Here is a 21,073-nt window from a genome sequence, read left to right as displayed (position 1 = left end):
TGAATTTGCCGCAAGGCTGGATATTCTGCCGCGCTTACCGCAATGATGGCGTATGGCCGGTGCAATCAATCCACAAAGTTTCAGCGATTCCCTCGTCATCTTGGGGGCCGCCGGGCTGGTTATCCCCGCCTTTGCACGCTTGAGGATCAGTCCCGTCATTGGCTTCATCCTGGTCGGGCTAGCTGTCGGCCCATCGGGCCTTGGCGCGCTGGTCGCCGAATATCCGTGGCTTTATCATGTCACCATCTCAAACAGAGGAGCGATTGAACCATTCGCTGAGCTTGGTGTCATATTACTTCTCTTCTCGATCGGGCTTGAGCTCAGCTTTCGCCGCCTCTGGACAATGCGCGCCCAAGTGTTCGGGGTCGGTGCCGCCGAACTAATCGGGGGAGCGTCGCTGATTGCTTTGGGCCTCTACTTTCTGGGACAGCCAACCGCAGGGGCTGTCGGATTGGGTCTTGCCCTGGCCCTTTCCTCGACGGCCGTGGTGCTCCCTATGGTGGGCACCCAAAGCGCCGTGGGCCGGGCCGCCTTCGCGATGCTATTGTTCGAGGATCTGGCGCTGGTCCCAATAATATTCATGCTCGGCGCGCTCGCGCCGTCAGTAGCCTCCAGTCCTGACGGTGCCTGGAGCGAACTGGCCGATACGTTGCTAAAAGGCGGCATCACGATCGCGGTGATGCTCGTTCTTGGCCGCATTTTCCTGTCACATATCTTCAGCCAGGCCGCGCGGACCAAAAGCCCTGAAGTGTTTCTTGCAGCCAGTCTGCTAGTGGTCATCGTTTCGAGCATCGCGACTTCGCTCGCAGGCCTTTCGCCAATCGTCGGCGCACTGCTGGCAGGCCTACTTATCGCAGAGACCGAATATCATGGTGAGGTCGAAGTGATGACGGCGCCCTTCAAGGGGCTGGCGCTTGGTGTGTTCCTTATCACTGTGGGTATGAGCCTGGATGTCCGGGTGATCCTGGCGAACTGGCCTAGCCTTGTTCTTGCGGTTGTCGGGGTTGTCCTGGTCAAAACACTGGTCACCGCCGCGCTCCTCTATTTTTCGGGCGCGCGAAAGGGTGTGGCTCTGGAAGTTGGCGTGCTGATGGCCAGTCCTTCTGAAACGACCCTGATCGTGCTTTCGACAGCAGCAGCGGCCAAGCTCATCCTCCCGTCGACCGCCGCCTTTTGGCAGATCGTCACGGCCATCGGCCTGACGATCACGCCACTTCTCGCACGTATCGGTCATGACATCGCGCGCAGGCTGGAAATGGCGCTGGGCGAAGAAGCGCCAGACCTACAGCAAGAAAGCACCGAGGCGGCGGCTGTCGTAATCGGGTTCGGGCGCGTCGGGCGAATGGTGTGCGATCTGCTTCGCCTCCACAACCAGCGTTTCACCGTTGTCGAATCCGACCCCGACGTGGTGGCGGAGGGGCGTCGTGGCGGCTACCCGATCCTCTTCGGTGATGTGGCGCGCGTCGAAATGCTCGACAAGCTCCGTTTGGGCCATGCGCGAGCGTTGATCCTTACCATGGACGATCCCGTGCTTTCGGTGCGTGTCACGAAACGGGTGCGTGGATGGGTGCCGGATTTGCCGATCATCGCCCGTGCGCGCGATACTGATCATGCGGCACAGCTCTACCGGGCGGGCGCAAGCGATGCGGTTCCCGAGACACTCGAAAGCTCGCTGCAACTCGCAGAAACCGCGCTTATCGATCTGGGCGTGGCGATGGGGCCGGTTATTGCCTCGATCCATCAAACGCGTGAGGACTTGCGCATGGGCATTAAAGATGCGGCGCAGATGGATACCGCTCCAAAACTGAGGCGACTCCGCCCTGACGAGGTGCCTAAGGTCCAATAGCTACAGCATTGTCAGGCCCCGTGCCGGACATGCCGCTCCCATCCCAGTTCGGTTCCTTGTCCATCCGTTCCAATACTGTGCTTGCGGTCTCAGCAAGGTTGCCGCCATGGGGGTTATAGGCCACGGGCAGTAAATTGCGTCGCGCCTCCTTGCGATCACCGATACGCAATTGCTGCATCGCCAGAGTCATACGCAGGCCGAGATCAAAGGGCGCCAGTTCCGACGCGCGCTCCAGTCCTTGAAGCGCGAGCGAAGATGGCGTTTTCCCCTGCCGGGCGAAGCTGTCATAATAATAGAAGAGCGGCAGTGGATGGTCATTTTCTATGCGATTGAGCGCAATGAAAGTGGCGCGCGCTTGCTTATAGCCCTCGTCCTGATCCGGGGCATCTGGCGCCATGCGATAAAGGGACAGCCCCTTCTGGACATAGGCGTTGACCTGCTTCGGGTCGTTAGCCAGGACAGCATCTGCTGCGGCGATCGCTTCCTTATCGTTTCCAGCGTCGTGTTCGGCCTCCGCCAACGCGGATAGGACCGCTGGATCTTTCGGGAAGCGCGAAGCTATGGCGCGCGCGTCCGCCAGAACGGCCTTGGCCCCTTCATCGTCGACGCCGCGCCTGGAACGAATGATGACCGGCATCATTGCGTTTGCTCCCGCACTTAACCCTTGCACGACAACGGGGCCGGTTTGGATCATGCTGGCTGGCAGCTTGAGCATGGTCATGCGGGATTTGAGGAGGTAGCGGTCTAACTTGTGTTCGAGCTGGCCGAAATCTCCAAACGCTTCGATCGCAGCAGACCGTGGGTCCTTACCCTGGGACATAAGGGCGAGGTAGCGTGAAAGCTGGCCTTTCCTGTCAGGGCTGAAAGTCAGATAATGATAAAGCAGCCAGCTCTTGCCGTAGAACGCATCATACCCCTTGCCTCGGCGCTTTTCATAGGCGGCGGGATCAAGCAGATCGTTCGCGGTCACGTCGATCGCCATATAAAGCTCATAGGCGCGATGCTGCGCGGGCCGCCCGAGTTCGACCCCGCCATCATTGGGAAAAGCGGCTGACGAAAAGAACTCCGCCGCACCTTCCGACATCCAGCGCGGCATCGGGAAGTTGCTCGATCCGATCAGAAAATAATGTGCATATTCATGGAGCAGCGTGATCATCGACGTGTCGATTTGACCGTGCGTCGCTCTGACCCGCGGAACGATCGCGACCGATCCTCCAGCACGAGGTATGTAAAATCCGCCTATATATTGCGAATTGGCCCCATATAGCCTTCGGACCTGGGCTTCACTGCTCACCACATAGATAGTGAGGCGATTGGAGGGGCTAGGACGGAGGTTCGGCGTTCCCGTGACCGCCGCCATGGCCGCATGGTAGCTTTCAAGCTGCTGTGAGAAGAGACGAGCGTCCGTTGCCCGAGCTTCGGCATAAACAACGAAATGGTCGCTCGAAGCTTCCAGCCATTCAGCACGCGCCGTTGCCGGTGCCAGCAGTAAACAGATAGCAACAAGAAACCGCATGATCCCCCCGATCATTGTCTCTCATCAGATTAGCGGTGATGACCGCAGAAACAAGGTGGCGAAAGCGCAGCTTAAGCATCGCCTCCTTGTCGGCGGTCTCCGAAACCTGGAATTTTTATGCCGGGACGCTGGCCAGGGCCGCCTTGACCGCGTCAATCGCGGCCCCCGCCTTTTCTGCTTCCGGTCCACCGCCCTGAGCCATGTCCGGACGGCCGCCGCCGCCCTTCCCGCCTAGCGCTTCCACGCCCGCACGGACAAGATCGACGGCGCTGATCGTGCCGGTAAGATCATCCGTCACGCCAACCGCGATGCTGACGCGGCCGTCCACCACGGCGAGCACGGCGGACACCCCACTGCCCAGCGCGGCCTTGTTCTGGTCAACGATCCCGCGCAGTTCCTTGGGATCAAGCCCTTCGATCACCTGGCCGATGAAGTCGATCTGGCCGACCTTTTCAGGCCCCGCCACCTGAGCGCTGCTGCCCCCGCCGAGGGCCAGAGCCTTCTTCGCTTCGGCCAATTCACGTTCGAGCTTACGGCTCTGTTCCACCAGAGCGGCGATGCGCGCGGGCACTTCCTCTGGAGTCGTCTTGAGCGCAGCGGCAGACTGACGCAACCGATCTTCGCGGTCGGTCAACCACAGGCGGGCCGCTTCTCCAGTCAGTGCCTCAATGCGGCGGACTCCCGAAGATACCGCGCTTTCCGAAATGATCTTGAAAATCGCAATGTCACCCGTCGCGCGGACGTGGGTGCCACCACACAACTCAACCGAATAGCTGTTCGCGTCACCCTTACCCATGGAAAGAACGCGGACCTCGTCGCCATATTTTTCGCCGAACAGAGCCATAGCGCCCGCCGCGATAGCGTCATCGGGCGTCATGAGGCGCGTCGTGACGCTCTCATTGTGGCGGACCTGTTCGTTCACCAGGCTTTCAATCGAGGCGATCTGACCGTGGGTCAGCGCTTCGGGATGCGAGAAGTCGAAGCGGAGACGATCGGGCGCCACGAGGCTCCCCTTCTGCGTCACATGAGCGCCCAGAGTGTTCCGGAGCGCGGCATGGAGCAGGTGGGTAGCGCTATGATTCGCCCGGATGCGATCGCGGCGGTCGGTGTCGACGGTGAGATGCACCGTATCGCCAACCTTGATGCTGCCCGTCCCAATTTTCGCCCGATGCGCGTGCAGTCGACCAAGTGGCTTTGCGGTATCTTCTACATCAGCCACCAGACCGGACAGCGACGTAATCGTGCCAGCGTCGCCCATCTGGCCGCCGCTTTCGCCGTAGAATGGCGTCTGATTTGTGACGATCGTAACCGTATCACCGGCCGATGCGCTGTCGAAGTTCACACCGTCCTTGACGATCGCCAGCACCTCGCCCTCGCCCTCGGTCGAGCTGTAGCCGATGAACTCGGTATTGCCCGTTTTCTCGGCAATATCGAACCAGATTTCGTCAGACGCCTTTTCACCCGAGCCCTTCCACGCAGCGCGGGCGGCGGCCTTCTGCTCGGCCATCGCGGCGTCGAAGCCTTCACGATCAACGCCCAGGCCGCGTGAACGCAGCGCGTCTTCGGTCAGGTCATAGGGAAAGCCAAAGGTGTCGTAGAGCTTGAACGCGGTTTCGCCCGGCAACGTGCCGCCTTCGGAAAGATCGACCGTCGCTTCGTCGAGCAGCTTGAGACCCTTTTCCAACGTCTGGCGGAAGCGGGTTTCCTCACGCAGCAGCGTTTCCTCGATCAGCGGTTGGGCGCGGACCAGTTCCTGATACGCACCTCCCATTTCGGAGACAAGGCTAGGCACCAGACGGTGCATCAACGGTTCCTTCGCGCCGATGATGTGGGCATGGCGCATGGCGCGGCGCATGATGCGACGAAGGACATAGCCGCGGCCTTCGTTCGCGGGCAGCACGCCGTCCGCGATCAGGAAACTGGTGGAGCGAAGATGGTCCGCGATGACGCGGTGGCTGGCCTGATGCTCGCCATCGATGGCGGTCTTGGTCAGCGCGCCCGATTCCTCGATCAGCGCCTTGAACGTGTCGGTATCGTAATTGTTATGGACGCCTTGCAGCACAGCGGCGATGCGCTCCAGACCCATGCCGGTGTCTATGCTGGGCTTGGGCAATTCGCCGACGATCTCGTTCGCTTCCTGCTCATATTGCATGAAGACGAGGTTCCAAATCTCGACGAAGCGGTCGCCATCCTCTTCCGGCGATCCCGGAGGGCCGCCCCATATATGATCGCCATGGTCGTAGAAGATTTCCGAACAGGGACCGCAGGGACCACTGTCGCCCATGGCCCAGAAATTATCCTTGGTCGGAATGCGGATGATCTTATGCTCAGGAAGCCCGGCGATCTTCTTCCACAGGTCGAAGGCTTCGTCGTCGGTATGATAGACAGTCGCGGTCAGCTTTTCCGCCGGGATGCCCCATTCTTTGGTCAACAGGGTCCAGGCGTGAGTGATCGCCTGTTCCTTGAAATAATCGCCGAAGCTGAAATTGCCCAGCATTTCAAAGAAGGTATGGTGGCGCGCGGTATAGCCGACATTGTCGAGATCGTTGTGCTTACCGCCTGCACGAACTGACTTCTGGCTGCTGGTCGCGGTTTTGTAGGGCCGTGATTCCAGGCCCGTAAAGACATTCTTGAACGGCACCATGCCCGCGTTGACGAACATCAGCGTCGGGTCGTTATGCGGCACCAGAGGCGCTGAAGGAACGATGGTGTGGCCGTTCGCCCCGAAATAGTCGAGGAAAGAGCGGCGAATGTCGTTGGTCGATGTCATGCGCGCGATTTAGTGGGAAGCGCCCCGGCGCACAAGCGGGGCTTTTCATCGCAGCGGTCAAGTGGGGTCTCTTATCCGACAAGACACGCAAATCGGCCATTTACGGGCCTGTCGGCATTGCCCCTATCCCAAATCAATAATAAGGCCGCGTCATGGACGACAACACCCGCCGCGCAGCCCTGGATTATCATCGCTTTCCCCAGCCGGGGAAGCTACGGATAGAACCTACCAAGCGCATGGTGAACCAGCGCGACTTGGCGCTGGCCTATTCGCCCGGCGTGGCCGCCCCCTGCCTGGAAATCGCCGAAGATCCCGACAAAGCGATGGACTATACGGCGCGCGGCAATCTGGTCGCGGTGATCTCCAACGGCACGGCCGTGCTGGGGCTGGGCGCCATCGGTGCGCTTGCCTCCAAGCCGGTGATGGAGGGCAAGGCTGTCCTCTTCAAGAAATTCGCCGACATCGATGTGTTCGATATCGAGGTGGACACGACCGACCCCGAAAAGTTCATCGAGGCCGTGGCGCTGCTGGAGCCGACATTCGGCGGCATTAATCTGGAAGATATCAAGGCGCCGGAATGTTTCGCCATCGAGGCGGAGCTCAAGAAGCGGATGAAGATTCCGGTCTTCCACGACGACCAGCATGGGACGGCGATCGTCGTGGCGGCCGCCGTGCGAAACGCGCTGGTCTTGCAGGGCAAGACATTGTCAGAAGCGCGACTGGTTACATCCGGGGCGGGAGCCGCGGCGTTGGCCTGCGTCGATCTGCTGGTGTCGATGGGCCTTCGGCAAGAGCATGTGACGCTGACCGACAAGGATGGCGTCATCCATTCTGGTCGCGAGGGCATGTTGCCCAACATGGCCCGTTACGCGCGCGAGACCAATGCGCGGACTTTGCCTGAAGTGCTGCCGGGGGCCAATATTTTCCTGGGCCTGTCGGCGCCGGGGGTATTGAAGCCTGAATGGCTTCCCCTGCTCGCGCCCAATCCTCTAATCTTCGCGCTGGCGAATCCGGAGCCGGAGATCCGGCCCGAGGTTGCACGCGAGGCACGGCCCGACGCCATCGTTGCAACCGGGCGCTCCGACTATCCCAATCAGGTCAATAACGTCCTGTGCTTCCCCTATATGTTCCGAGGGGCGCTGGACGCGCGAGCGACCGAGATTAACGAGGCCATGAAGGCCGCAGCGGCGGAAGCGATCGCCGCGCTCGCCCGGTTGCCTGCGCATGACAGCGTTGCGCAGGCCTATGGGGGGCGGCGGCTGGCATTCGGGCCGGACTATATCATTCCGACGCCCTTCGACCCTCGCCTGATAGCTGAGATTGCGCCTGCGGTGGCCAAGGCAGCGATGGACAGCGGCGTGGCGAAACGCTCGCTCGACATCGAAGCCTATCGGCGGTCGCTGGCGCAACAGAACACGCGATCGGCTCAACTGATGCTGCCGGTGTTCGAGGCCGCGAGGGGCACTTGCCGCCGCATCGCCTATGGCGAAGGCGAGGATGAGCGCGTGCTGCGCGCGATACAGGACGGGCTGGACGAGGGGATCGTTCGTCCCGTCATCGTGGCCCGCCGACGGATATTGAAGGATAAGCTGCCCAGCCTTGGCCTGCGGTTCGAGCTGGATCGCGATGTGGAAGTGGTCGATCCGGAAACCGATCACGAACTGCTCGGGCAACTGGTGGATGCCTATCGCGCCATCGCCGCGCGCAAAGGCGTCCCAACCGCAGAACTGTTGCGCCACGTATATCGGCGGCCGACAGTAACGGCAGCGATGCTGCTGCGCACCGGGCGCGTCGATGCGGCACTGGTCGGCGGGAACAGCGAATATTGGGGTCAGGTGGAACATGTCCTGCGGATCATTGAGCGTCGGTCGGGACATAGTCGCGTCTATGCGCTGTCGGGGCTGATCCTGGACGCCGGTGCGCTGTTCATCACCGATACGCATATGGTCCCCGATCCGACACCCGAGCAGGTGGCTGAGATGGCTATAGCGGGCGCTACCGAGCTTCGGCACTTCGGCCTTGCGCCGCGCGTGGCGCTTCTTTCGCATTCGAACTTTGGAGCTTCGCACAGCCCCAGCGCGCGGAAGATGCGGACGGCGTTGCAACTGGTGCAGGCACAGGCGCCGGATCTGCTCGTCGATGGTGAAATGCATGCGGATGTGGCACTGAGCCAATCGCTGCGGGAACGGTTGGTGCCAGATACTCGCTTTGAGGGACCTGCCAATCTGCTGGTGATGCCGAACCTCGATTCGGCGAATATCACCCTCACCGCGCTATCCGCCTCGTCCAGCTCGCCGACCGTGGGGCCGATGCTGATGGGGTTGGCGCAACCCATTCATGTGTTGACGCCAGGTGTCACCGCTCGTGGCGTCCTGAACCTGACCGCAATCGCGGCGGCCGAGGTGGATCGGGAAGGCTGAGCTTAACCTTTTGCATGCAATAGAACGGGCATGGCGCGACTGATCCGGAATGTAGCGAAAGCAGCGGGACCGAAGCTGATCATAGGCGGCGTGCTTGGCGCTGCCGGTTTGCTGGTGAACATTTATATGGATCACGGGCGCGACCTTGAGGCATCGCCGCATAAGGCCGCCTCACCTGAAAGCGCCCCTGCCAAGGCACCGATCGAGCGAAGCCGGTCACAGCCGCTGCCCGTCGGTCCCCATGCGCTGGTGGTCAAAAGCGTGTTGCCGATCAAGGGGCCGTTCCGCCATGGCGACTATGTCTGGGATGACAGCCGGGCGCCTGCGACGGGACCGGTCATCATCACGGTGGACCTGAAAGCTCAGACGCTGTCAGCTTTTCGCGCTGGCCATGAAATCGGCGCGGCGGTGATCCTTTATGGCGCCGATGATAAGCCCAGCCCCCTGGGCGCCTTCCCCATTACGCAGAAGGACGCGGACCATGTGTCCAGCCTTTATGATGCGCCGATGCCCTACATGCTGCGACTGACGAATGATGGCGTGGCGATCCATGGCAGCGACGTCAAATGGGGCAGCGCCACCCACGGTTGCATCGGCGTACCGACCGCCTTCGCGCGCAAACTGTTTTACGCAGTGAAGGTGGGGGACCTCGTGATCATCACGCAGGGTAAGATGCTGGACACCAGTCAGGTTCGAGACGCGGGCTGAACCGCATCAATCCTGTTCACAAAGCGGATTGCCATTGCGCCCGGTGGCGCGCAGCGCAGCGCTGGCGTCGCTCGATGCGCGGGGGAAGCTGACGCCTTCGAGTGAGCCCCGTCCTTCGCAAAGATCAGCGCACTTCAGGTCGAGAACACCGGGGAAGGCGATCTGATCGCCATCATATTGGGCGACGATGATGCAGCCCTTGGCCCGATCGAAGCTAAGTATCAGCTTGTCTCCGGCTCGCTTTGCGGAACCCCGCCCTCGACAGCGTTGATCCTCGCCGAAAATGGCTTCGGCTCCGAAGCGAAAATCGCCGGATCGACCGGGGATGATGCACAGGCTGTCACTGCCCGCCTCATGACGCCGCTGGAAAAGTCCGACGGGAGACGATCTAGAGGTGTCCGCGATGACGCCGCTTTCGATGGCTGCGCGTTCGAGCCCGGACGTCGAGGCGGTATTGCCTGCCGAACTCGCGGAGCCCCCGCCGTCCCCCTGGCACCCGACCAGTAGCGGCAGAATGACGAGGCTATTCCACCGTATCGACAGCAGTCAGTCCTTCCGGGCCTAGGTGGCGAAAGAAGCAGGATCGCGCGCCTGTGTGGCATGTTGGACCTGCCGGAACCACCTTCACCCAAACCGCGTCCTGATCGCAATCGATCCGGATGTCGCGTACTTCCAGCATGTGGCCCGACGTCTCGCCCTTTTTCCAGAGCGACTGGCGGCTGCGCGACCAGAAATGCGCCAATCCGGTTTCCAAGGTCAGGGCAAGCGCTTCCGCATTCATATGGGCGACCATCAGCACATCGCCGTTCCCAGCGTCGGTCACGACTGCTGTGATCAGTCCGTCACGATCATATTTTGGATTGAGGGTCAGGCCCTTGTCACGCGCATCGTCCATAGTCGGGCTATAGTCCGGTGGAGGGCTCATGCGAAGCCCATCGCGTCAGAAAAAGGAGGAAAATGGGGCGATCGAGGGGATCCGAACCCCCGACCTCTGGTACCACAAACCAGCGCTCTAACCAACTGAGCTACGATCGCCACAGGGCCGTTCGGCCCAAGAGAGATGCGGCACATATGCGGCGATTGGATAGTCGTCAAGCTGGCAAATGCGTACGCACGATGGAAAAAGAAACGGGGCGCCGACCGATTGGTCCGCGCCCCTCTTCCCTCTGTTCAGTACATGATCGCAACGAGGCTTTCTCACCTTCGGCGACGCTACTCTCCTAAACCAATCAGGCCGCGATGCCCAACATCTTGGTTCTGGATCAGGCGCCCTGCAAGGCGCCATCCTGCTTGTTAGTTGACCGAGTCCTTCAGACCCTTGCCCGCCTTGAACTTGGGCTGGGCCGACGCCTTGATGGTCATCGTTTCGCCAGTACGCGGATTGCGGCCGGTGGACGCCTTGCGCTGCGAAACGGAAAAGGTGCCGAAGCCCACGAGCCGGACTTCGTCGCCCTTCTTAAGTGCAGACGAAATGGAATCGAATACGCCTTCAACCGCCTTGCTGGCGTCGCTTTTGCTAAGACCGCTGCTTTCGGCAACAGCACTGATCAAATCCTGCTTGTTCATACCTTGGGAACCCCCTTCTAACTGTGTGAATAGCTAAGGAATCGCGGCGTCGGCGGCGCAATAAGGCCCAGCTTTGATCGGCTGTCAAAGGGAAAGCGACAAAGCCACCACCTCCAATGAGATTTTCAACCATAGGCCTAAATCTCACTGAAAGTGGCGGCTAATTACCGTTGTGCTTGCAATCAGTGGCGAAGCGTCGCGTCGCCATCCCGCCCCGCAGCCGGACTCGGCTGTGCGGCTAGATCATCTTCTTCTGTCCAGGCTATCGCTTCAGGCACCGAAATCAACGCGCGGGCAAGCACCTCATCCACATGGGAAACGGGAACGATTTCCAGCCCTTCCCTAATATTTGCCGGAATTTCCGCCAGATCCTTTTCATTCTCCGCCGGGATCAGCACCGTCTTGATACCGCCCCGCAACGCTGCGAGGAGCTTTTCCTTGAGGCCGCCGATCGGAAGTACACGGCCACGCAGCGTCACCTCGCCCGTCATAGCCACATCCTTGTGAACAGGGATGCCGGTGAGCGTCGAAACGATGCTGGTCACCATGCCGATGCCTGCGGATGGTCCATCCTTTGGCACCGCACCTTCGGGAAGGTGGATGTGGATGTCCTTGCGGGTGAAGAGGCTGGGCTTGATACCATAACCCGGTGAGCGCGCCTTCACATAGGAAAAGGCCGCCTGCACGGATTCGGTCATCACTTCGCCAAGCTTGCCGGTCGTCCGGATCGCGCCTTTGCCCGGTACGGTGACAGCTTCGATGGTCAGCAGCTCGCCACCCACTTCGGTCCAGGCGAGACCAGTCACGGCACCGATCTGGTTCTCTTCCTCACCGACGCCGTGGCGGAATTTCCGCACCCCGGCATATTCGGCAAGATTTTCCGGCGTGATCGTAACCTTCTCGAAAACGCCTTCCAAAATCTTGCGGAGCGCCTTGCGGGCAATCCGTGCCACTTCACGTTCAAGCGTGCGGACGCCCGCCTCTCGCGTATAGTAGCGGATAAGATCGCGGATCGCGGCTTCGGTGACTTCCACCTCGCCTTCCTTGAGGCCGTGAGCGTCGATCTGCTTCTGCAGCAAGTGGCGCTGCGCAATCTCGACCTTCTCATCCTCGGTATAGCCTTCGAGCCGGATGATCTCCATGCGGTCCAGCAGCGGCTGCGGCAGGTTCAGCGAGTTGGCGGTCGTGACGAACATCACGTCCGACAGATCGACATCGATCTCCAGATAATGGTCCTGGAACTTGCTGTTCTGCTCCGGATCCAGAACCTCCAGCAGCGCCGAAGCCGGATCGCCCCGGAAATCCTGGCCCAGCTTGTCGATCTCATCCAGCAGGAAGAGCGGGTTCATCGTGCCCGCCTTCTTGAGGTTGGTCACGATCTTGCCCGGCAGAGACCCGATATAGGTGCGGCGATGGCCACGGATTTCGGCTTCGTCGCGCACGCCACCAAGCGACTGGCGCACGAACTCGCGGCCCGTCGCCTTGGCGATCGATCGGCCGAGCGAGGTCTTGCCGACGCCCGGAGGGCCGACGAGGCAAAGGATCGGCCCCTTGAGCTTGTTGGTCCGGGCCTGCACCGCGAGATATTCGATGATCCGGTCCTTGACCTTCTCCAGCGCGAAATGATCCTCGTCCAGGATCGCTTGCGCACGCTTCAGGTCGGTCTTGACCTTGCCCTTCTTGCCCCATGGCAGGCCCAGGAGCACGTCGAGATAATTACGCACGACCGTGGCTTCGGCGGACATGGGCTGCATGCCCTTGAGCTTCTTGAACTCCGCCGTCGCCTTTGCTCGCGCTTCCTTGCTGAGCTTTGTCTTGGCGATCTTCTCGGCCAGTTCGGCGAGTTCATCGCCCTCTTCGCCTTCGCCATTACCCAGCTCGCGCTGGATCGCCTTGAGCTGCTCGTTCAGATAATATTCGCGCTGGGTCTTTTCCATCTGTCGCTTCACGCGGCCGCGAATCTTCTTTTCGACCTGAAGAACGCCAAGCTCGCCTTCCATGAAGGCGAAGACCATTTCCAGACGCTTTACAGGATCAGCCTCGACCAGCAGCGATTGCTTGTCGGCGACCTTCACGTTGATGTTGGCGGCAACGGCGTCGGCCAGACGGCCTGCATCCTCGATCTCACGCAGCTGAACCGGCGTTTCGGCAGGCAGCTTCTTGTTGAGCTTCGCGTAGTTTTCGAATTGCTCAGCAACGGAGCGCATCAGCGCCTCGGCTTCAGGCCCTTCGGCTGCGACCTCGTCGACCGGATCGACTTCGGCGATCAGATGGTTGTCGGCCGAGCTGATCGACTGCAATTGCGCGCGATGCTTTCCTTCGACCAACACGCGGACGGTGCCGTCCGGCAGCTTCAGGAGCTGCAACACAATCGCGACGACCCCGGTGTCGTACAGCGAGTCACGGTTCGGATCATCCTCCGCAGGGTCAAGCTGCGACACGAGGAAGATTTCCTTATTTCCTTCCATCGCCGACTCAAGGGCAGAGACGCTCTTGTCGCGACCGACGAAGAGCGGGACGATCATCTGCGGGAAAACCACGATGTCGCGCAACGGAAGGAGGGGATATTGCGTAGTCATTCAATCTCCGGCGGGCCGCACGATTATTTGCTCTGCCATGCGGTTCATGGCTTTATGGGGACAATCAGGGCCTCATTCAATTGGTGCCGTCCTTTTGAACGGACTGTTATCCGAGTGCCGATCAGAAAGGCAGCTTGAACCCCGGCGGAAGCGGGAGGCCGCTCGTCATCTTCGACATTTCCGCAGAACTTACCTCGTCCGCTTTTTTGCGAGCGTCGTTGAAAGCTGCAGCCACAAGGTCTTCCAGCATCTGCTTTTCGCTAGGCGCGAGCAGGCTGTCGTCGATCGACACGCCCACGATCCGGCCCTTTGCCGAAGCGCGGACCTTTACCAGACCGCCGCCTGCGGCTCCCTCAACCTCGATCTTGTCGAGATTGTCCTGAGCGCGTTGCAGCTCTTCCTGCACGCGGCTGGCCATGCCCAATATTTCGTTCAAATCCTTCATCGCTCTGCGCTCCATGCTTCGGTCCGATCAAGATCGGCTTCGGGGAAAGCCGCAAGCACGGCCTTCACCACGGGGGTATCGAATATTTCGGCGCGCTCTTGCGCCTGACTTGCCTGTTGCTGCTCCAGCAATGACGGAGCGGCACCGCCTTCACTTCGCTTGATCTGCCACGGGGAACCCGTCGCCCTCTGCAATTCCATCGAGAGCGTACGGCAGAAATCACCGTCGGCCCACTCCTGCATTAGTTGTAATTCCAATTCAGGTGGATCGAACCGGACGATGCGCACGCAATCATGAAGGAAGTCAGCGAGCCGACCCTTCTTTTGTTCCCAAAGCAGATCGACGAGGGCCTTAGCATCCTGGGGCAGCGATGCGGTAGGAGCCGAGGCGGATGAGGCCGAAACCGAAGCCGTTTGCGCAGCCGGAACAGAGCCTTCGCGCAGGAGGCGCGCGATTTCGCCGGGGTCGGGCATGGTCGCGGCGTGCATGACGCGCAGCAGCGCCATCTCGCAGGATTCGATCGGGAATGCGGCGCCTGCAACCTCGTCATGGCCCTTTAGGAGCAACTGCCAGAGCCGATGAAGCGGCGCGAAGCCGATTTGCGAGGCCCAGGTTGAGAGCGCCTCCCGTTCCTCCGCGGACTGGCCGGGATTGGCGATGTCCCTCCCTGCCTTCGCCAGCGTCACGGCATGCACCAGTTCGAGCAGGCCCCGAACCAGCGACAGGGGCTCGACACCGAGCGCATATTGCTCGCGCACCGCAGCCAGTAGCGCGGCGGTATCGCCCTCCAGCAGCAGGCCGAGCAGGCGGCGAACAGCGCCACGATCCGACAGGCCAAGCATATCGCGGACCTGAGTGGCGGTGACGAGCGGGGCGCCCTCCCCCATTTCCGCATGGGCGATTGCCTGGTCGAGAATGGAAAGGCCGTCGCGGGCAGAACCTTCGGCCGCCTGAGCGATCAGCGCGAGAGCATCGTCTTCGGCGGCAACCTGTTCCGTCTCGACCACATGGGCAAAGTGGGCCGCGAGCAGTTCAGCGGGAATGCGGCGCAGGTCGAAGCGCTGGCAACGGGAAAGGACGGTGACGGGGACCTTGTTCACTTCGGTCGTGGCGAACAGGAATTTCACATGCGCGGGCGGCTCTTCGAGCGTCTTGAGAAGCGCGTTGAACGCGTTCTTCGAAAGCATATGGACTTCGTCGATGATGTAGATCTTGTAGCGCGCGGAGACTGCGGCATAGCGCACCGCCTCAATAATCTCGCGCACATCGTCGACACCGGTGTGGCTGGCAGCGTCCATTTCCACCACATCGATATGGCGGCCCTCGGCGATTGCCTGGCAAGGTTCGCACACGCCGCAGGGATCGATGGTGGGGCCACCCTGCCCGTCCGGTCCCACGCAGTTCAACGCCTTGGCGATCAGGCGCGCGGTCGATGTTTTCCCGACGCCTCGCACCCCGGTCATCAGGAATGCGTGGGCCAACCTGCCCCGACGGATGGCGTTACCCAGCGTCTGGACCATGGCATCCTGCCCGATCAGTTCGCGAAAGCTACGCGGCCGGTATTTGCGCGCAAGCACGCGATAGGGCTGAGATGAATCGGACATGGTAACAATCTAGCGGCTTGAGGAGCGGCTGTCGAAGCCGGAAAGCCGAATAAAGGTGGGAGCCGGAACGACCCGCGGCGAAATCGTTGTGGCTGCTTCCGTCAGGACCTGACCAGGTTGGCGACGACCACGTCCGCCCGACTCCCGGCGCGGCATATGGCGAAAGGCTGTGGCGATGGCAAGGGCCGGGTTATTCAAGCCCGGTTCGCTGCGCCTTCGCGACGAAATCAAGTGCGGCGCGGGCAGCTTCGGCGATGGCCGCTTCGGCCGCCTTGGCATCGGTGGTCGGTCGGTCGAGATAGATGGTCAGCACATATTCCTCACCCGACGGCGCCTTCACCAATGCTACGTCATTATAGGCGGTGCCGCAGCTTCCCGTCTTGCTGCCCGACGTCCAGCCTTTGGGAAGGCCCGCCTTGATCCGCTTATCGCCCGTTGTGCTGGCGTTGAGCCATGTTCTCAGGCGATCGGCGCTCTCGCTCTTCATGTCGCGGAAGATCAGGCGAGCCATGAGATTTGCCATGGCGGCCGGACTGGTGGTGTCACGGGGATCACCTTCTACATTTTCGTTGAGCGCCGGTTCGGTCCTGTCCATCCTCGTCACCGTATCGCCATGCGCGCGGGCGAAGGCCGTCAATCCTTCCGTGCCGCCGATCATCGGCAACAGCAGGTTTGCGGCACTGTTGTCGCTGACCTCCACTGCCGCCTCGGCCAGTTCCGCCATGGACAGGCGACCGCGTTTCCGGTTAGCCTTCACCACCGGCGCATAGTCGAGAATGTCCTCGTCAGTGAACGCCACCTGTCCTTCCAACCCGAACCGCCCTGCGTCGGCGCCCATCAACACCGCCGCTGCGAGAGGCGCCTTGAAGGTCGAGCACATGGCGAAGCGTTCGTCCCGGTTGAAGCCGAGGAGCAGTCCGCCCTTGTTGTCGACCAGTGCGACCCCGAGGCGGCCACCGGTCTCCTTTTCGATCTCGCGCGGGTTGCGAACGGACTTCATCGCCGATTCGCTAACCATGTAACGCGGCGCAGGCGGCAAGAGGGATTGGCGTGCGCCATCCTCTTGCGCCATGAGTGGGCCAGAGAGCGACAACATCATCCCCGCCGCGACACCGATGCAAAGGCGCATGAACTACATGCCCTGCATATTGTAGGATTCGCCGGGGATGCGGACGGTGAGACCGTCGAGCTTCTCTTCCAATATGATCTGGCAGGACAGGCGGCTGGTCCGGGTGGCTGCTGCGGCGAGGTCCAGCATGTCCTCCTCCGTCTCGCTGGCGGGCGGCAGTTTGGAAAAATCTTCTGCTTCAACAATCACATGGCAGGTGGAACAGGCCATCTGTCCCTCGCACGTTCCCTCCAGCGGCTGGCCTGCCGCCTGAGCTACCTCCAGAAGCACCGAGCCTGCGGCGGCATCGACCTCCTGACGATTTTCGCCATCCGCGCTGACGAACGTGACCCTGATCATGATTGCGACTCCCTTGGCTACGGCGCCGCTTGTACCGCTGCCGCGTCGTTCATTATCTTTGCGGCGCTCTCCAATTCGGCCAGTGTCGTGTAGCGGCCAAAGCCGATCCGCACCGATCCGCGCGCCTCTCGCTCCGACAATCCGATGGCGCGCAACACATGGCTTGGTCGCCCAGAGCCGCTCGCGCAAGCACTTCCCAGCGAAAATGCGACTTCACGGCATTCCGACAACAGCCGGGCGCCATCGATCCCGTCGCGGCGAAGATTGAGATTGCCGTGGTAGCGCGCGTCCACGCCGCCGTTGAGGGTCCATGTGTCAAACAGTTCGCGCGCCTGTTGCCATAGCGCCTCTACATGGGCGTGGTCCTGCTCCGCCCTCTCCCGCATCAGCCGGGCTGCGACGCCGAAACCGGCGCACAAGGCAGGCGATAGCGTGCCTGATCGCAGGCCCGCCTCTTGCCCGCCGCCGTACATGACGGGCTCCAACTTCACCTCGTCCCGTATCCAGAGGGCGCCCACGCCCTTGGGTCCGTGGATCTTGTGGGCGCTTATGGCGATCATGTCACAGCTGTCGGGGATCGGGACGCGGCCATAGCCTTGCACCGCATCACAGAGGAACAGCGCCCCTGCGCGGTGAGCAAAATCTGCGAGTTTGTCGATCGGCTGAATGACGCCGATTTCATTGTTCACCAGCATGGCAGCGACGAGCCCCACGCCGGGTTTGATCGCGGCTTCCGCTGCGTCCAGATCGACAAGGCCGTCGGTGCCGACTGGCAGGATCGTGACACGTCGCCCCCTGGTTCCGAGCGCGGACACCGTATCAAGAACGGCCGCATGTTCGGTCGCCAGCGTCACGATGTCACCATCGGGAGCGCCGAGAATCGCTAGATTCAGCGCTTCGGTCGCGCCCGAAGTGAAGATCAGCCGCCCTCCTTGTGGCAAGAGCCTGATGACTTCTTCGCGCGCCAGCTCGACTTGCGCCGCAGCGGCTCTCCCCAAACGATGAGCGCTGTGGGGGTTGGCGAACTGGTCACGCAGAAGTGGGACCATGACGTCAAAGGCCTCGGGCGCGAGCGGCGTCGTGGCCTGATAGTCCAGATAGATGGTCATGGCCGCCTGCTCGCCATCCTTGTCCATTGGTCCAGGAAGCGGTCGATGTCCGCATCGCTGGTCGATGGACAGAAGCTGACCCGTATGACTTCACTAGCCGCAGCCTCGTCCCAACCCATGGCGTGGAGGACGTGGCTGGTCTTGAGCGAGCCGGATGAGCAAGCGCTGCCCGCCGAAACGGAAATTCCGGCTAGATCAAACTGAATCAGCTGGGCGCGGGCTGAAACGCCTGGCATGCGGTAGCTGGCAATCGCGGGGCTGCGCGGCGCAGCGCGTGCAACGATTTCGCCGCCCGTTTTCTCGATGGCTTGGTCCAGTCGCTCCCGGAGCCGCGCAGCCACTGGCAGCCAGTTCGGGCGATCTTCCAGAGCAGCCGCCATGGCAAGAACGCCGGGGAGGTTTTCAGTCCCGGGCCGGTAGCCCTGCTCCTGACCACCGCTGGGTTGCAGGAGCGCCAAATCCTTTACGAGAAGAGCCCCCACTCCAGGCGGCCCTCCGAATTTATGGGCGCTGATTGCGATCATGTCCGCGTCAGGCAGGAGGAGCTTGCCCGCGCTTTGGGCGCAGTCGGCAAAGAGGATCGATCCTTGACGATCCAATGTTTCGAGCGGCTGGATGACGCCGGTTTCATTATTCACATGCTGGATGGCGACGAGCGTACCGAGGCCGAGCGCCGTTGAAGCGAGCGAAACAGTGCCTTCTTCCGTGACTTTCAGCCGTTCGGCCTCGGGCGTCACGCGTAGAACCGAATCATGTTCTACCGGAGATGTGAAAATATGGGCGGCCTTTGCTCGCGTCAGGCCGATGACGATCGCCTCGCTCGCGCCTGATGTGAACAGGACATGCCCCTTCCATCCCAAGGCAGTGGCGATACGCGATCGGGCATCCTCCAGCGCAGCACGGGCCGCCCGTCCCTCAGCATGCGGGCTGGATGGGTTTGCCCACAGGTCCATTGCCTCCCGCATGGCAGCTTTCGCCTGCGGCAGCATGGGGGTTGTCGCGGCGTGGTCCAGATAAAGGCGATCAAGGGCCACGAGGCGATGTTACTCATTGATTGCGAAAATGGCGGTGGCTTCTATATAGGCGGTCTGCCGCGCAACGCCAGCATTGGCTTTCGCGCGCCCGCATCCAACCGCCGGCCTCCTTTATCCGGGTGGCGGCCAGAACCATAACAGGTGCCATGCCCGACGTTATTTTCCCCGGACCCGAAGGCCGTCTCGAAGGCCGTTTCAGCCCTCCGCCTCGCCCCCGCGCGCCAGTCGCGATGATCCTGCATCCCCATCCGCAAGGCGGCGGCACGATGAACGACCGCATCACGCAGGCGCTCTACAAGACCTTTGTGAAGCGCGGCTTTGCCGTGTTGCGTTTCAACTTCCGGGGCGTGGGCCGCAGCCAGGGCACTTTCGACAATGGCATCGGCGAGCTAAGCGATGCCGCCGCGGCGTTGGACTGGGTACAGAGCTTCCACCCCGAGGCGCAGACCACCTGGATCGCAGGCTTCTCGTTCGGCGCATGGATCGGCATGCAGCTGCTGATGCGCCGTCCGGAAATACGCGGCTTCATCTCGGTCGCGCCGCCCGCAAACATGTATGACTTCTCCTTCCTCGCTCCCTGCCCTGCTTCCGGCATCATTGTGCAGGGAACAGCGGATGAGGTCGTGACGGCCAACGCGGTGCAGAAGCTGGTCGACAAGCTGCGCACCCAGAAGGGCATCACCATCCATCATGACGAAATCCGTGGCGCGAACCACTTTTTCGAACATGAGCTGGATCAGCTGATGAAGTCGGTCGACAATTATCTCGACATGCGCCTGTCGCCTGACTCGCCGATCCGCTGAGTTGCTGAAGAGGGGCCGCTCGCAACGCGGCCCTTCTTTGTTTCCGGCCAAATCAACCATCAAGAAAATATATCTTGGCCTGCGCGGTCGCCGCGACTAGCGGCAGCGGGCCATGAGTGACGAGAAGAACAACGACGTTCGCCTGATATGGAGCCGCTATTACAGCGCCTTCATACCTGCGCCGCCCGGGCCAGGTTTCTTCGACCGGCTGAAAGCGGCGAGCGGCGCCATCGGCGGCATCGCGATCACGGGATTGCTTTGCGGCCTGATGCTGGGGAACGGCATAGCACATCCGTTGCTGGTCGCCCCGATGGGCGCTTCGGCGGTACTGTTGTTCGCTGTGCCTGCAAGCCCGCTTGCGCAGCCATGGTCCGTCTTTGGCGGCAATGTCGTATCGGCGCTGGTCGGGATTACCGTCGCGCGACTAATCCCTGATCCTACGATAGCTGCTGCTCTGGCGGTAGGTTGCGCCATTGGGGGCATGTCCCTGCTGCGCTGCCTCCATCCACCGGGCGGCGCGGTTGCACTTTCGGCCGTGCTGGGCGCTGCCAACGGTGCGCCGAGCTATATGTTCGCTTTTATCCCGGTGGGGCTGAACACTGCGCTGCTGGTGGCGGTGGCAATCATCTTTCACCGGATCGCGGGGCACAGCTATCCTCATGTCGCGCCCAAATCTCCGAGCGCACATGGGACGAACGATCCGGCGCCCTTGCTGCGAACGCCGCCGTCCGAACAGGATGTCGAGGAAGCGTTGCAGGCCTATGGCGATGTCCTGGACGTTAACGCCGCCGATTTGCAGGTCGTGCTGCATGATGCGGAGGTACGCGCGGCCGAACGCAGCCATGCCACGCTGACGTGCGGCGAGATCATGTCGCGCGACATCCTGTCCATTCGTGAAAGCCAGTCCGTGGCCGAAGCGGCCGAACTGCTGCATGCCCGGCGTCTATTGTCGCTGCCGGTGCTGGATGACGCTGGGCGCGTTCAAGGTCTGGTCGGTCCGCTCGACCTTTCGCGGGCAGGTGAGACGGCCCGCGACATTGCGTCGGAACCGCTGCTCGTGTCGGAACATACGCCAGTCTCGCAGTTGCTAAGGCCGCTGACGAGCGGACTGACGCACGAAGCCATCGTCGTGGATGGCGCGGGACAGCTGCGTGGAATGGTGACGCAAACCGATCTTCTGGCGGCGATGGCGCTGCGCGCCTAGG

General features: G+C 61.5%; 16 protein-coding genes, 1 tRNA gene, 1 other RNA gene and 1 pseudogene. 5 read left to right on the top strand and 14 right to left on the bottom strand.

Annotated elements, in window-relative coordinates; genetic code table 11:
• Positions 1–52 precede the first annotated feature (52 nt).
• Positions 53–1,846 (top strand): cation:proton antiporter domain-containing protein, encoded by a 1,794-nt coding sequence (locus ACZ5ZH_RS04390; RefSeq protein ID WP_449472251.1) that lies wholly within the window; start codon positions 53–55, stop codon positions 1,844–1,846.
• On the opposite strand, the gene ACZ5ZH_RS04385 is transcribed toward ACZ5ZH_RS04390, so the two are convergent.
• On the bottom strand, positions 1,833–2,828 hold the full coding sequence (locus ACZ5ZH_RS04385; protein ID WP_464772290.1) for a tetratricopeptide repeat protein: 996 nt from the start codon (positions 2,826–2,828) through the stop codon (positions 1,833–1,835). The genes ACZ5ZH_RS04390 and ACZ5ZH_RS04385 overlap by 14 nt on opposite strands.
• Before the next feature lie 649 nt (positions 2,829–3,477).
• Positions 3,478–6,132 carry an alanine--tRNA ligase gene (gene alaS, locus ACZ5ZH_RS04380; protein ID WP_464772289.1) on the bottom strand — a complete coding sequence of 885 codons (2,655 nt, stop codon included), beginning with the start codon at positions 6,130–6,132 and terminating at the stop codon, positions 3,478–3,480.
• Between the two features lie 152 nt (positions 6,133–6,284).
• Between alaS and ACZ5ZH_RS04375 the strand changes: the two genes are divergently transcribed.
• Complete coding sequence (locus ACZ5ZH_RS04375) at positions 6,285–8,552, top strand: NADP-dependent malic enzyme (RefSeq protein WP_464772288.1); 2,268 nt, start codon at positions 6,285–6,287, stop codon at positions 8,550–8,552.
• A gap of 30 nt (positions 8,553–8,582) precedes the next feature.
• On the top strand, positions 8,583–9,260 hold the full coding sequence (locus ACZ5ZH_RS04370; protein ID WP_460988031.1) for a L,D-transpeptidase family protein: 678 nt from the start codon (positions 8,583–8,585) through the stop codon (positions 9,258–9,260).
• A 6-nt stretch (positions 9,261–9,266) separates the two neighbouring features.
• Here ACZ5ZH_RS04370 and ACZ5ZH_RS04365 read toward each other — a convergent pair whose 3' ends face one another.
• The 12 genes and pseudogenes from ACZ5ZH_RS04365 to ACZ5ZH_RS04310 all read right to left on the bottom strand — a co-directional run bounded on the left by ACZ5ZH_RS04365 (position 9,267) and on the right by ACZ5ZH_RS04310 (position 19,065).
• Positions 9,267–9,797 carry a hypothetical protein gene (locus ACZ5ZH_RS04365; protein ID WP_460988198.1) on the bottom strand — a complete coding sequence of 177 codons (531 nt, stop codon included), beginning with the start codon at positions 9,795–9,797 and terminating at the stop codon, positions 9,267–9,269.
• Complete coding sequence (gene hisI / locus ACZ5ZH_RS04360) at positions 9,784–10,155, bottom strand: phosphoribosyl-AMP cyclohydrolase (RefSeq protein WP_464772593.1); 372 nt, start codon at positions 10,153–10,155, stop codon at positions 9,784–9,786. Before hisI ends, ACZ5ZH_RS04365 begins: the two co-directional genes overlap by 14 nt.
• 63 nt (positions 10,156–10,218) lie before the next feature.
• Positions 10,219–10,295: transfer RNA gene (locus tag ACZ5ZH_RS04355), tRNA-His, on the bottom strand.
• Positions 10,296–10,553: 258 nt separating this feature from the next.
• Entirely contained in the window at positions 10,554–10,826 is a 273-nt protein-coding gene (locus ACZ5ZH_RS04350) for an HU family DNA-binding protein (protein ID WP_196226204.1), read from the bottom strand.
• Between the two features lie 182 nt (positions 10,827–11,008).
• Positions 11,009–13,405: an endopeptidase La gene (lon, locus tag ACZ5ZH_RS04345; RefSeq protein ID WP_460988030.1), complete on the bottom strand. Its 2,397-nt coding sequence runs from the start codon at positions 13,403–13,405 to the stop codon at positions 11,009–11,011.
• A 121-nt stretch (positions 13,406–13,526) separates the two neighbouring features.
• A complete protein-coding gene (locus tag ACZ5ZH_RS04340; RefSeq protein WP_196226206.1) occupies positions 13,527–13,850 on the bottom strand; it encodes a YbaB/EbfC family nucleoid-associated protein in 324 nt (107 codons plus the stop codon).
• The gene (locus ACZ5ZH_RS04335; RefSeq protein WP_464772287.1) at positions 13,847–15,454 is read right to left on the bottom strand and encodes a DNA polymerase III subunit gamma/tau; all 1,608 of its coding nucleotides are present in this window, start codon (positions 15,452–15,454) and stop codon (positions 13,847–13,849) included. Before ACZ5ZH_RS04335 ends, ACZ5ZH_RS04340 begins: the two co-directional genes overlap by 4 nt.
• A gap of 51 nt (positions 15,455–15,505) precedes the next feature.
• An RNA gene (ffs, locus tag ACZ5ZH_RS04330) (signal recognition particle sRNA small type) lies at positions 15,506–15,603 on the bottom strand.
• A gap of 41 nt (positions 15,604–15,644) precedes the next feature.
• Positions 15,645–16,511, bottom strand: a pseudogene (gene blaSGM / locus ACZ5ZH_RS04325) (SGM family class A beta-lactamase); the annotation flags it as partial.
• Positions 16,512–16,586: 75 nt separating this feature from the next.
• Positions 16,587–16,922, bottom strand: a complete 336-nt coding sequence (locus tag ACZ5ZH_RS04320) for a 2Fe-2S iron-sulfur cluster-binding protein (protein ID WP_460988028.1) — start codon at positions 16,920–16,922, stop codon at positions 16,587–16,589.
• A gap of 17 nt (positions 16,923–16,939) precedes the next feature.
• Positions 16,940–18,031, bottom strand: a complete 1,092-nt coding sequence (locus ACZ5ZH_RS04315) for a cysteine desulfurase family protein (RefSeq protein ID WP_464772592.1) — start codon at positions 18,029–18,031, stop codon at positions 16,940–16,942.
• A complete protein-coding gene (locus ACZ5ZH_RS04310) occupies positions 18,028–19,065 on the bottom strand; it encodes a cysteine desulfurase family protein (RefSeq protein WP_464772286.1) in 1,038 nt (345 codons plus the stop codon). Before ACZ5ZH_RS04310 ends, ACZ5ZH_RS04315 begins: the two co-directional genes overlap by 4 nt.
• 146 nt (positions 19,066–19,211) lie before the next feature.
• Between ACZ5ZH_RS04310 and ACZ5ZH_RS04305 the strand changes: the two genes are divergently transcribed.
• Positions 19,212–19,868 (top strand): alpha/beta hydrolase, encoded by a 657-nt coding sequence (locus ACZ5ZH_RS04305; protein WP_196226211.1) that lies wholly within the window; start codon positions 19,212–19,214, stop codon positions 19,866–19,868.
• Between the two features lie 112 nt (positions 19,869–19,980).
• Entirely contained in the window at positions 19,981–21,072 is a 1,092-nt protein-coding gene (locus tag ACZ5ZH_RS04300; RefSeq protein ID WP_460988025.1) for an HPP family protein, read from the top strand.
• Position 21,073 lies beyond the last annotated feature (1 nt).

The organism is Sphingobium sp. TomMM7A (genome assembly GCF_055397305.1).
The sequence above is the reverse complement of the archived record's forward strand: the minus strand, read 5'-3'. Positions and strand labels throughout refer to the sequence as shown.

What these genes read in the sequence shown, in the direction of transcription:
- ACZ5ZH_RS04335 (WP_464772287.1), bottom strand. Translation starts at nt 15,454, where the DNA reads ATGTCCGATTCATCTCAGCCCTATCGCGTGCTTGCGCGCAAATACCGG.
- ACZ5ZH_RS04375 (WP_464772288.1), top strand. Translation starts at nt 6,285, where the DNA reads ATGGACGACAACACCCGCCGCGCAGCCCTGGATTATCATCGCTTTCCC.
- ACZ5ZH_RS04300 (WP_460988025.1), top strand. Translation starts at nt 19,981, where the DNA reads ATGAGTGACGAGAAGAACAACGACGTTCGCCTGATATGGAGCCGCTAT.
- ACZ5ZH_RS04385 (WP_464772290.1), bottom strand. Translation starts at nt 2,828, where the DNA reads ATGGCGATCGACGTGACCGCGAACGATCTGCTTGATCCCGCCGCCTAT.
- ACZ5ZH_RS04320 (WP_460988028.1), bottom strand. Translation starts at nt 16,922, where the DNA reads ATGATCAGGGTCACGTTCGTCAGCGCGGATGGCGAAAATCGTCAGGAG.
- ACZ5ZH_RS04390 (WP_449472251.1), top strand. Translation starts at nt 53, where the DNA reads ATGGCCGGTGCAATCAATCCACAAAGTTTCAGCGATTCCCTCGTCATC.
- ACZ5ZH_RS04340 (WP_196226206.1), bottom strand. Translation starts at nt 13,850, where the DNA reads ATGAAGGATTTGAACGAAATATTGGGCATGGCCAGCCGCGTGCAGGAA.
- ACZ5ZH_RS04305 (WP_196226211.1), top strand. Translation starts at nt 19,212, where the DNA reads ATGCCCGACGTTATTTTCCCCGGACCCGAAGGCCGTCTCGAAGGCCGT.
- alaS (WP_464772289.1), bottom strand. Translation starts at nt 6,132, where the DNA reads ATGACATCGACCAACGACATTCGCCGCTCTTTCCTCGACTATTTCGGG.
- hisI (WP_464772593.1), bottom strand. Translation starts at nt 10,155, where the DNA reads ATGGACGATGCGCGTGACAAGGGCCTGACCCTCAATCCAAAATATGAT.
- ACZ5ZH_RS04370 (WP_460988031.1), top strand. Translation starts at nt 8,583, where the DNA reads ATGGCGCGACTGATCCGGAATGTAGCGAAAGCAGCGGGACCGAAGCTG.
- ACZ5ZH_RS04350 (WP_196226204.1), bottom strand. Translation starts at nt 10,826, where the DNA reads ATGAACAAGCAGGATTTGATCAGTGCTGTTGCCGAAAGCAGCGGTCTT.
- ACZ5ZH_RS04315 (WP_464772592.1), bottom strand. Translation starts at nt 18,031, where the DNA reads ATGACCATCTATCTGGACTATCAGGCCACGACGCCGCTCGCGCCCGAG.
- lon (WP_460988030.1), bottom strand. Translation starts at nt 13,405, where the DNA reads ATGACTACGCAATATCCCCTCCTTCCGTTGCGCGACATCGTGGTTTTC.